Source organism: Wolbachia endosymbiont of Madathamugadia hiepei, from assembly GCF_013366855.1.
In the GTDB taxonomy this organism is placed as follows: Bacteria; Pseudomonadota; Alphaproteobacteria; order Rickettsiales; family Anaplasmataceae; genus Wolbachia.
The window spans coordinates 1-10,911 of sequence record NZ_WQMP01000023.1 but is presented as its reverse complement, the minus strand read 5'-3'; the positions used below and the strand labels follow the sequence as shown (position 1 = coordinate 10,911).

General features: G+C 37.0%; 7 protein-coding genes, 1 tRNA gene and 2 pseudogenes. 8 read left to right on the top strand and 2 right to left on the bottom strand.

Annotated elements, in window-relative coordinates:
- Positions 1–302: 302 nt before the first annotated feature.
- Positions 303–1,829 (top strand): acyl-CoA carboxylase subunit beta, encoded by a 1,527-nt coding sequence (locus GO685_RS01505; protein WP_175937260.1) that lies wholly within the window; start codon positions 303–305, stop codon positions 1,827–1,829.
- 207 nt (positions 1,830–2,036) lie between these two features.
- A pseudogene (locus GO685_RS01500) lies at positions 2,037–2,896 on the top strand (Rpn family recombination-promoting nuclease/putative transposase).
- Positions 2,897–2,938: 42 nt separating this feature from the next.
- On the opposite strand, the gene GO685_RS01495 reads toward GO685_RS01500, so the two are convergent.
- Positions 2,939–3,011 (bottom strand) — tRNA-Thr (locus GO685_RS01495).
- Positions 3,012–3,024: 13 nt separating this feature from the next.
- Here GO685_RS01495 and GO685_RS01490 point away from each other — a divergent pair.
- The 6 genes and pseudogenes from GO685_RS01490 to GO685_RS01465 form a co-directional block, all read left to right on the top strand.
- Positions 3,025–3,168, top strand: coding sequence for a hypothetical protein (locus GO685_RS01490; RefSeq protein ID WP_175937259.1), 144 nt, complete (start codon positions 3,025–3,027; stop codon positions 3,166–3,168).
- Positions 3,134–3,949, top strand: coding sequence for a bifunctional DNA-formamidopyrimidine glycosylase/DNA-(apurinic or apyrimidinic site) lyase (mutM, locus tag GO685_RS01485; protein WP_175937258.1), 816 nt, complete (start codon positions 3,134–3,136; stop codon positions 3,947–3,949). Before GO685_RS01490 ends, mutM begins: the two co-directional genes overlap by 35 nt.
- A gap of 15 nt (positions 3,950–3,964) precedes the next feature.
- Complete coding sequence (gene pdxH / locus GO685_RS01480) at positions 3,965–4,558, top strand: pyridoxamine 5'-phosphate oxidase (protein ID WP_175937257.1); 594 nt, start codon at positions 3,965–3,967, stop codon at positions 4,556–4,558.
- Positions 4,559–5,271: 713 nt separating this feature from the next.
- Positions 5,272–7,218, top strand: a complete 1,947-nt coding sequence (gene mnmG, locus GO685_RS01475) for a tRNA uridine-5-carboxymethylaminomethyl(34) synthesis enzyme MnmG (protein WP_175937256.1) — start codon at positions 5,272–5,274, stop codon at positions 7,216–7,218.
- Between the two features lie 221 nt (positions 7,219–7,439).
- Positions 7,440–9,152 (top strand): hypothetical protein, encoded by a 1,713-nt coding sequence (locus tag GO685_RS01470; RefSeq protein WP_175937255.1) that lies wholly within the window; start codon positions 7,440–7,442, stop codon positions 9,150–9,152.
- An 85-nt stretch (positions 9,153–9,237) separates the two neighbouring features.
- Positions 9,238–10,579, top strand: a pseudogene (locus GO685_RS01465) (M24 family metallopeptidase); the annotation flags it as partial.
- Between the two features lie 14 nt (positions 10,580–10,593).
- Here GO685_RS01465 and GO685_RS01460 read toward each other — a convergent pair.
- Positions 10,594–10,911: transposase (locus GO685_RS01460; RefSeq protein ID WP_175937254.1), on the bottom strand; the 318-nt coding region annotated here is incomplete at its 5' end.

The following is a 10,911-nucleotide window of genomic DNA, read 5'->3' as shown; positions in this document are numbered from 1 at the left end:
ATATTAGGTAAAAACCTTGAAAGTTTATAAAGACATGAGGTGCACATAGTGCAAAAAATTAAACATAAGACACCAACCGTGATACTTTCGTTGTTTAATCTGCACAGACTGAAGATAAATAATAGCTTCAGTATCATTATAAGGGGGTTGAAGGAATTTGTCAAGCAGCTTTCTCTCTTGAGTAACGGCTGATCAAATCATAAGGAGGTTCTTCATAGGAAGTACCCATGTCAAAAATAGAATTTTTTACACTTTAAAAAAGTAATGTATACTTTGTTGACTGAAAATCACTTTTTTTTGATATGCAAGACTTTAAAATATTAGAAAACCTAAAAGCCAAAGCACTAGAAGCTGAAAAAGGAGGCGGTCCTGATAGGATCAACAAACAACATGCGAAAGGGAAACTAACCGCTAGAGAAAGGCTGAACATACTGCTCGATGAAAATTCATTTGAAGAATACGACAAATTCGTAAAACACCACGCAACTGATTTTGGCATGCAAAATGCTAATTTTCTAGGTGATGGGGTTGTAATTGGCCACGGTACTATCTATGGCAGAAAGGTTTTTGTTTATTCTCAGGATTTCACTGTCTTTGGTGGGTCACTTGGTGCGTCACATGCAAGAAAAATATGCAAAATTATGGATATGGCAATCAATGCCAGGGCTCCGATTATTGGGCTAAATGACTCTGGTGGGGCTAGAATTCAAGAAGGAGTAAATTCCCTTGCTGGCTATGGAGAAATTTTTCAAAGGAATGTAAACGCATCAGGCATTATACCGCAAATCTCTTTAATTATGGGCCCATGCGCTGGCGGTGCAGTTTATTCTCCAGCATTAACTGACTTTACTTTCATGGTGAAAAATAGCTCATACATGTTTATAACCGGACCAGATGTAGTAAAAAAAGTCACCTACGAAGACGTAAGCCATGAAGATCTCGGTGGAGCAAAAATCCATACAAGCAAAACAGGAGTCGCAGACTTTGCGTTTAATAATGATGTTGAAATGCTGCTAAAAATGCGTGAATTCTTCACCTTTTTGCCAGCAAATAATCAAGAGTTTCCGAAATCTGTACCAACCTGCGATGATGTCGATGATGTCGATGAATCCTTAAATACTCTAATTCCTCATAATCCTAATATTCCTTACGATATGTATGAACTGATTGAAAAGGTATGTGATGAAAGGAAGTTTTTTGAGCTAAAACCTGACTTTGCCCGTAACATCATAATTGGTTTTAGTAGGATTAAAGGAAATATTGTCGGCATCGTTGCAAATCAACCTACGCACCTTGCAGGGTGTTTGGATATTGATTCTTCAAGAAAAGCTGCAAGGTTTGTAAGGTTCTGTGACGCATTTAACATCCCTATTATCACACTCATTGATGTCCCGGGGTTTCTGCCAGGTACAAATCAAGAATATAATAATATAATACAACACGGAGCAAAGTTGCTTTATGCTTATGCTGAAGCGACTGTACCAAAAATTAGCCTTATTACTAGAAAAGCGTATGGTGGTGCATACATTGTCATGAACTCTAAACATCTCAAAGGTGATATAAATTACGCTTGGCCGACTGCTGAAATAGCTGTCATGGGCGCTGAGGGTGCAGTTGAAATTATATTTCGACGTGAAAAAGATCAACAAACACTGCCTAAAGAGTACAAAGAAAAATTCGCTAATCCATTTTTTGCCGCATCACATGGGTATATTGATGATATAATAGTGCAAAGTAAAACGAGACATCACCTTCATAAAGCATTAGAGCTACTCAAAAACAAGAAAGTAGAGAGAATATGGAAAAAGCATGATAATCTGCCTTTGTAACTTTTTTCTAGGTTTTTTTGTAATTAGTTTTCACTTAAATTAAACAGACTAGATTCTGTAATTTTAGGAAGGGCACAATCTTTCACTTGGGCTTTTCTCACTTAAAATAAATATAGAAAATTGCTGGAACTAACAGTCTTTAAAAATATGGTTGAATAATTGTTAGTAATAGTGTATAATTATTAATACTTTTTAAGTTAATTTCTCATGGCTTTTTCTAAATTCCTCGATCCAAAATTGGACCTAACATTCAAGAAAATCTTTGGCACTGAAAAAAATAAGAACATTCTTATCCATTTTTTGAACGATATTCTAGGGTGTACTGAAGTTAATACTATACAAGAAATAGAATTTATCAGCACCATTTTGAATCCCGAGATTGCCTGTGAGAGACAAAGTATAGTTGATGTTCTCTGTCAGGATTCTGTTGGCAACAGATTTGTGGTTGAAATGCAGCTCACTCGTGATAAAGGTTTTGAAAAGCGCGCTCAATATTATGCTGCAAAAGCTTACTCAAGACAAGTTGGTAAGTATGCTAATTTACAGAAGATCTTCTTTATTGCGATTTCAAGTTGTGTTTTATTTCCTGATAAGTCCAATTACATATCTAGCCATACCATAAGAGATGAGGAGACTAATGAGCGTGACTTACAAGATTTTCAATTTGTGTTTATTGAACTACCAAAATTTCCTAAAAATAAAGTAGAGCAATTGACAAGCATAGTAGAACGCTGGTGTTTTTTTTCAAACATGCAGAAGAAACCACTGAAAAAGATCTAAAGAAGATTGCAAGAGAAGCGCCAATAATAAAGAGAGCATATGATGAATTAGACAGGTTTAACTGGAATGAAAAAGATCTAACGGCATATGAAGAAAGAATAATGGATCTATACAAAGAGGAAGCTATCCTTGAATACAAACTTGAAGAAGGTATGGAGAAAGGTATAGAAGAAGGAAAAATCGAAGTCGCAAAAGCGATGCTGGCTAATAATGTTGATGTTGACACTATTGTCAAATTTACTGATTTTCCTATTAGTGAGATTAAAGAATTGAGCGAAAACCAGTGAAAGGTTACGTTTTCTTTACGAGGTGTGCAATACTGCAAGGTGTACCGTTACCAAGACTCGAACTTGGGACCTCGTCATTACCAATGACGTACTCTACCACCTGAGCTATAACGGCAGGATTCATATATATGAATAACATAAAAAAGAATAAAGAAAAAGAAGAAGAGAAAAAAAGATTAGCAAAAGCTCTAAAGCAAAATATCCTAAAAAGAAAAAAGCAACAACAGAGTAGACAAGATGCCAGAACTCCCAGAAGTGGAAGTAATATCTAACTTTTTGTTTGATAAAGTAAAAAACAAGCAAATAAGCAGTGTTACAGTCAATAATTGGAATTTACGTGTACCAATAACAAAAAATATCGATGATGCGCTAAAAGGCAAAGCTATAAACGATATCAAGCGTAGAGGTAAATACATAATCTGGAATACAGACAATGATATAGCCATCATCATACATCTTGGCATGAGCGGAAAGCTTATATACGTTGAAGATAATCAAGCGCAGAATAAACATGATCACGTAATATTTTTGTTTTCCGACAATACTTCAATAGTCTTTAATGATCCAAGAAGGTTTGGATTGGTTATTGTTTTAAACAAAGCACAAGAAGTAAATTTTTTTAACGACTTTGGAATAGAGCCTCTCACAGATGAATTCAGTGGAGGCTATTTACAGAAGCTGCTGAAAAACAGAAAAGCAAATATCAAAACAGCATTAATGGACAACAAATTAATAGTTGGTGTAGGTAACATATATGCTTCTGAGAGTTTGTTTAGAGCCCGCATATCACCACTCAGATCAGCACAAGATTTGACATACAGAGAGTGTGAAAAACTTGCCACTGAAATAAAAAATACTCTAAGTGATGCAATTGCTGCAGGTGGTTCAACGCTGAGAGATTATGCACAGCCATCTGGATCTGTCGGATACTTCCAAAACAGTTTTTACGTATACGGTCAAGTGCAAAAACCTTGCAAAATTTGTAATAACACCATAACACTTATACGACAAAATGGCCGTAGCACTTATTTCTGCAACGCATGTCAGAATTAGGTTCCATTTTTAGATATGACATTTTCACCTGAAAAAGACCCGTTTGATTTGTTTTCAAAGTGGTACAAAGCGGTACTCAATTCTTCATGCAAAGAGCCAACTGCAATGACGCTGGCGACTTGCAGCAAAGACTGCATTCCATCTGCAAGAGTGGTGTTACTAAAGGAATATAGCAAAGAAGGCTTCGTATTCTTCACTAACGTAAATAGTAGAAAAGGAAAAGAACTAACCGAGAACCCCAAAGCTGCATTAGTATTCCACTGGATGGAGTTTTCTAGGCAAGTACGAATTGAAGGAGATGTTAAACTCCTAGAAAGTGAAAAAGCTGACGAATATTTCTCCTCTCGAGCACGCAATAGTCAAGTTAGTGCATGGTGCTCAAAACAATCGAGCGTTCTGAAAAATTGGCAAGACTTTGAGCAAGCTATCAAGCTGAAGGAAAAAGAACTTTACAACACACAAGTTCTTCGCCCTGATTTTTGGGTGGGATTCTGCGTAATCCCAAAAATAATTGAGTTCTGGCAAGAAGGTGAATATAGAAGACACACTAGATTTAGATACACCCTTGTTGCAGAAAGCAACTGGAAAATAGAGCAGTTGTATCCTTAACCATGCAACACAACTCACTGAGATCCAGGATACTACCTTAGTAATAAATATTAAGAAATTTACCAAATAGAGAAAAAAAAGCAAAAGAAGCCCTGGTCGGTATTTATTTTCAGTATTGGCGTTTTTATGTCTTAAACGCTGCAATTTAGCTGCTTTTAAATGCAACTAGTCTAAACTATAATATTTAAGAAATTTACCAGACAGAGGAAAAAGACAATAAAACCCTGAGGTAGCTAGTTATTTCACTCTCTATTTTAAAATCCGGCGTTGGGTGATGTCTTAAACGACTTATAAGCGCGTTTCAGCTTGTATGGGTAAAAATCCGAAGTTTAAAAAGACATGCAGTGCACATAGTGCGAAAAATTAAACAATAGTACGCCAAATGCAAGTTCTCTTATCATTTTAACTTGTACAGATTGGGAAGTTAAACAAATAGCTTCAACCTTATGATAACGGGATTGGTGAGATTTGTCAAGTAGTTTTTTTTGTTTTTGTTGGATGACGTTATAACTTTTTTTCACTGCTATCTATCCGTTCCTTGTGCAGCGAGGATTGGAACTTCTTGTTTTTGAGGCAAAATCCGCTATACACACTGTTTTTGAGCAAATGTTCGTACGATTGTGTATGCAACGTTGAGGTAACAGATACCGTAAAATTTGACATTAACCGCTAATAATTGAAATATTAGTAGGGTAGGAATTACTCAAGAGAGCATGCATAAATATGACGTAGTGGTGGTAGGTGGCGGTCACGCCGGGTGTGAAGCAGCTACAGCTGCAGCTCGCCTTGGTGCAAGCACACTACTTATAACCCATAAAATTTCAACTATAGGAGAAATGTCCTGCAATCCAGCAATTGGGGGAGTTGCAAAAGGTGTTGTAGTTAGGGAGGTTGACGCTCTTGATGGAATAATGGGAAGGGCAATCGATCAGGCAAGTATACACTCGGTCGTTTTAAATAGCAGCAGAGGCGCAGCAGTATGGGGCCCACGTGCGCAGGCAGACCGAAAATTATACAAGCGAGCAATACAGGAAATTATTCTAAACTATAGTAATTTAGCGGTAAAAGAAGAGTCAGTTGATGATTTCCTTATCGAAAGTAATAGCAACGGAGAACCGCACATCAAAGCTGTAATAACAAGCTCAGGAGAACGGATACTGACAAGCAAAGTTGTTCTAACTACGGGAACTTTTCTGTGTGGTGTGGTTCATACAGGAGAACAAACAACTCCTTCAGGAAGAATGGGGGATAAGTCTGCAGTAGGGCTTGCAAATACGCTGAAGAAATATGATTTTAAACTAGGTAGATTGCGCACCGGAACTCCACCGAGGCTCGATCGTGGCACTATAAATTGGTCAGTATTACAAGAGCAAGTGGGCGACAATCCACCTACAACGTTTTCTTATCTCACAGAGAAAATTAACCAACCTCAGGTTTCATGTTTCATTACTCATACTAATGAAAATACACACAGAATAATTCGAGAGAACCTCCATAGGTCAGCTTCTTCATATTTAGATGATGTTGTTGCACCAAGATACTGCCCGTCTATTGAAGCTAAAGTTAAAAAATTTGCAGAAAAAAATAGTCATCAAATATTCCTAGAACCAGAAGGGCTCGATGATGATACTATATACCCAAATGGAATTTCAAACTCATTGCCCATCGAAGTGCAGCGTGAAATGATAAATAGCATTAAGGGGCTTGAAAACGCAGAAATGTTAAGACCTGGATACGCAGTTGAGTATGACTATATTGATCCACGAGAGCTATTTCATACCCTCGAGACTAAGAAAATTAAAGGTCTATATTTCGCCGGCCAAATTAATGGTACCACCGGATATGAAGAAGCGGCAGGGCAAGGGATTATTGCCGGAATCAACGCAGCACTCTCTGCATCTGGGAAAAAAGAAAGCTTTGTTCTTCACCGAACAGACTCGTATATCGGCGTAATGATAGATGATTTGGTCACTAAAGGAGTAACCGAGCCTTATAGATTATTCACCTCACGTGCAGAATATAGGCTAGCAATCAGGTCAGATAATGCGGATAGGAGACTCACACAAAAAGGTTATGACATTTTTCTTGTGTCATATGAGAGATACTCTGTTTTACAGAATAAACTTAAATCCATTAAACAGCTTGAGGAGAAGTTGGAAAGCCTGAAAATTACTCCTGAGCAGCTCAGATTCTATGGTATTAAAATATCTTATGATGGCATAAGAAAAACGGCACTAGATCTACTTAGCTACCCCAATATCGATTGGAACAAATTACAAGAAATATGGCCGGAGTTAAACAGCGTCACACGCTGGAATGACACTAGAATGGATGCAGCTAATACTGGATCCTCTCCTGTCATCCCAGTGCTTGACACTGGGATCCAGGAAATAATCGAAATCGAAGCAAAATACAAGCCTTACCTAGTCAGACAAGAAGCGGATATGAAGTTTCTACGAGAGGGGATTAACACTCAAATTCCAATCAATTTCAACTATTCACAAGTTAAAGGCTTGTCAAGTGAGGTAATAGAAAAGTTGCAGACGATAAAGCCAGCAACGATCGGCGTTGCAAAACAAATACAAGGCATCACTCCAGCAGCGATAGTGAGCATATTGGTGTATTTGAGAAATGGGAAAATGAGTAAAGTGGCTAATTGAGAAAGTCTTGCTTGACAAAAATCACGGTAACAATTACATTATTATGAAAGTGTAGGGAATTACTCTTATAGTATGTCTAACTAGAATGTTCAAGTTTGTTAGGATAGGTATATCTGTGGTTATACATTAACCAGTGTACAATTCTAATATGATATAGTTGGCTTGCTTACAGGAACCCACAATAGTTAAAGTATATTTGTTTTCAAAAATGGGAGGGATCAATGCTCAATCAATCACCTAATATTCTTGGCAGGTTAGCTGAAGCATCCAAAGGTTATGTTATTTCTGCTTACTCTTCTGCTTATACTGCCGTTATTTCTGCTGCTATTGCTTTAGGCAATCAATTGAAAGAACTTATGGGAATAATCAATGATAATAATATTGATAATCAAGACCATAAGGCACGCGTAGAGGAAGTTCTACAAAATGTAGAAACTATTCTACAAAATAACGTCAACGGAGTTAAGGAATTTGTAGGTCTTATTGCTTCAAATCAGTTGGCAAACATAACCACGAGTATTAATGATCCAGACCTCAAAGCGCTCGTAGACGCTGTTTTACAAAACAATGGCGAGGTAGTTAAGAGGATTATAGATATTGTTGCTTCAGATGATCAGTTGAAAAACGCTATAATCAGTAATATTACTGATCAAAACCTTAAGGCGCTCGTAGACGCTGTTTTACAAAACAATGGCAAGGTGGCTAAGAAATTTATAGATCTTATCGCTTCAGATAAGTTAAAAGACTCTATAATCAAGAGCATTGATGATCAAAATCCTGAGGCGCTCGTAGACGCTGTTTTACAAAACAATGGCAAGGTGGCTAAGGAATTCATAGATCTTGTTGCTTCAAACGATCAGTTAAAGAACCTTATAAACAATAATATTACTGATGAAAACCTTAAGGCGCTCGCAGGCGCTGTTTTAAAAGATAACGGCAAGGTGGCTAAGGAATGTATAGGTTTTATCGCTTCAGATCAGTTGAAAAACGCTATAATCAAGAGTATTGATGATCAAAATCCTGAGGCGTTCGTAGAAACTGTTTTAAAAGATAACGGCAAGGTGGCTAAGGACTTCATAGATCTTATTACTTCAGATCAGGTAAAAGACTCTATAATCGAGAGTATTGGTGATCAAAACCTTAGGGAGCTCGTAGAAATTGTTTTACAAGATAACGGCAAGGTAGCTAAGATATTTGTAGATCTTGTTAATGGCCAAAACCCTGAGGCATTTATAGACGCTATTTTACAAAATGATGGCAAGTTGGCTAAGGGAATTGTAGATATTGTTGCTTCAAATAATCAGTTAAAAAACCTTATAAACAACAATATTGATGGTCAAAACCATAAGGCTCTAGTAAACGCTGTTTTACAAAACAATGGCAAGGTAGCTAAGGAATTTATAGATCTTGTTCCTTCAGATCAGTCAAAGCACTTCATAGCCAATATAATCAATAGTATTGATGATCAAAACTTTAGGGTGCTCGTAGAAACTGCTTTACAAGATAACGGGAAGGTGGCTAAGAGGGCTGTAGATCTTGTTGCTTCAGATGCCCAGCTAAAAAATGCTATATGTGAGGGTACGGATAGCAGGAATCCTGGAAAAGCAGTTGAAAAGATTATGGGTGCTGTTGTGCAAGCAACTAATGACACCAAAAATGGTGAAAAACCTTCGACTTTCTTAGGCATATTAAGTGAACACAAGGGAAAAATTGCTATTAGTGTATTGTTCACCGGTGGTGCTGTTACAGCTTTTGTGCTGGGTCAGCCTATAATTGGAGCAATTGCAGCTGTAGCAGTTGGTGTTTTAATAAGCGAAGTTTATAAACAACAGAGTGCAAGCAAGGAAAGTGCACCAGAGAACGACAACAAAGTTGGAAGTGTGTTAAGCGGTATGACTTCTGAGCCCTTAAAAGCTGCGGGTCAACTGATTTAAATTCTTGCGATATAGTGCTTGTAGTTACAAGCACTATACTGTAGTATTTCCAAACTCAGTTTTCTGATATTTTTTCAGATTATCCATGTCAAAAATCGAAGAATTTCGCTTTTTTATGCATGAAATAAATGTTGATGCGTTTATGTTGCATACCAAAGACGAATATTTAAATGAGTATTCAGAAGAGCTAACAAAGCTATGTGGCTTTACAGGAACAAATGGGCTACTTATCGTTACAAAAGACAACAAGTGCCCATTTTTTTACGGATGGACGCTATATCACACAAGCTCGCAATCAGCTCGATCAGGGTAGTTTTCAAGTATATAATATACAAGAAGAGGATCCATGCGAATGGGTAAAAGCAAACTTAACATTGACCACCTCACTAGGTTACTATTTGCAATATCTTACCGTAAAAGAGATAAGAAAATATGAAGATATTTATAAATTGGTACCCTATTCAATTAAAAAAGAAATTAGTCGTAGAGAACAAAAGATAGTTTCGCATGCATCCGGTGAAAGTAGTAAGAACAAATGTGAAAAAGTCGCTAAAAGCATAGATAAAGAAGCTGAGGCAGTGCTTTTGACTGATCCAAATTCAATTTCGTGGTTATTAAATTTAAGAAATGAAAACGCTAAGTATACTCCATGTATATTGGGCCGTGCTGTATTGTATAAAAGCGGCAATGTTGACTTGTTTGTTCAAGACAAAGAACATTCAACTATAGAAGCAAATTTGGATAACCATATAAACGTTTTTGATGTCAGTGAGCTAGCAAGTTCGCTGTGCAAGCTAAATTCGATAATGATAGATCCAAGCACAACTCCAATGAGTATTATGACTGTAATACAAAATAAGCAGGTAGTTGAAAGAGAGGATCCTTGCTTGATTCATAAAGCAGTAAAAAATCAAATTGAAATAATTGGGGCTATAAACGCACACATTCGAGATGGAGTAGCAGTTACAAATTTTCTATGTTGGCTTGAAAACAATATTGGCAATGAAGTCACTGAACTTAATGCTGAAGAGAAGCTCTTAGAATACGAAAAAAGCAGGATTTGTTTAAACAGCCAAGTTTTCCAACAATTTCTGCATTTAATGAAAATGGAGCAATCATTCATTACCGTGCAAGCAGTAAGACGAATAAAGCAATTCAGAGAGATGGACTGTACTTAATTGATTCTGGTGGCCAATATCTTGGTGGCACAACCGATGTAACAAGAACTGTAGCAATTGGCAATCCAACCAGTGAACAGATAGCCCACTATACGATAGTACTCAAAGCTCACATTGCTGTGGCAAATGCCGTCTTTCCTCTTGGCACGTATTCACCTATGGAAATTTGGAATAGATTACATGCACGGTACAGGACATGGAGTGGGAAGTTATCTATCAGTGCACGAAGGGCCACAGGCAATATCAAAAACGCTAACTATGGATTAGCCGAGGAAGAAAGAGTTGGAAATGGAAGGTTTTTTGCGTTGTAAAGAATATGAAATAAGCGTAGAAAAAATGTGAACTAAAAAGTTAATAGGAGATCTATGGCGAGTATGTTCAATTTCTAATCTGTTTTTCAGGTAACCAAAAACCGTTTCAATGATGGGTCTTTTCCTCAGAACAATCTTCTCATTTAGCGAGATTAATGCGTTTTTCATACCTTTTTTTATCTTGGTAACAAGCTTTAAATTTCTATCAAGTAATTGTAGAAATAAATCTTTTTGGATATAACCTTTATCCCCAAGTAATAAACCTACTAG

Coding starts and splice junctions, on each gene's coding strand:
- GO685_RS01505 (WP_175937260.1), top strand. CDS start 303: ATGCAAGACTTTAAAATATTAGAAAACCTAAAAGCCAAAGCACTAGAA.
- GO685_RS01490 (WP_175937259.1), top strand. CDS start 3,025: ATGAATAACATAAAAAAGAATAAAGAAAAAGAAGAAGAGAAAAAAAGA.
- mutM (WP_175937258.1), top strand. CDS start 3,134: ATGCCAGAACTCCCAGAAGTGGAAGTAATATCTAACTTTTTGTTTGAT.
- pdxH (WP_175937257.1), top strand. CDS start 3,965: ATGACATTTTCACCTGAAAAAGACCCGTTTGATTTGTTTTCAAAGTGG.
- mnmG (WP_175937256.1), top strand. CDS start 5,272: ATGCATAAATATGACGTAGTGGTGGTAGGTGGCGGTCACGCCGGGTGT.
- GO685_RS01470 (WP_175937255.1), top strand. CDS start 7,440: ATGCTCAATCAATCACCTAATATTCTTGGCAGGTTAGCTGAAGCATCC.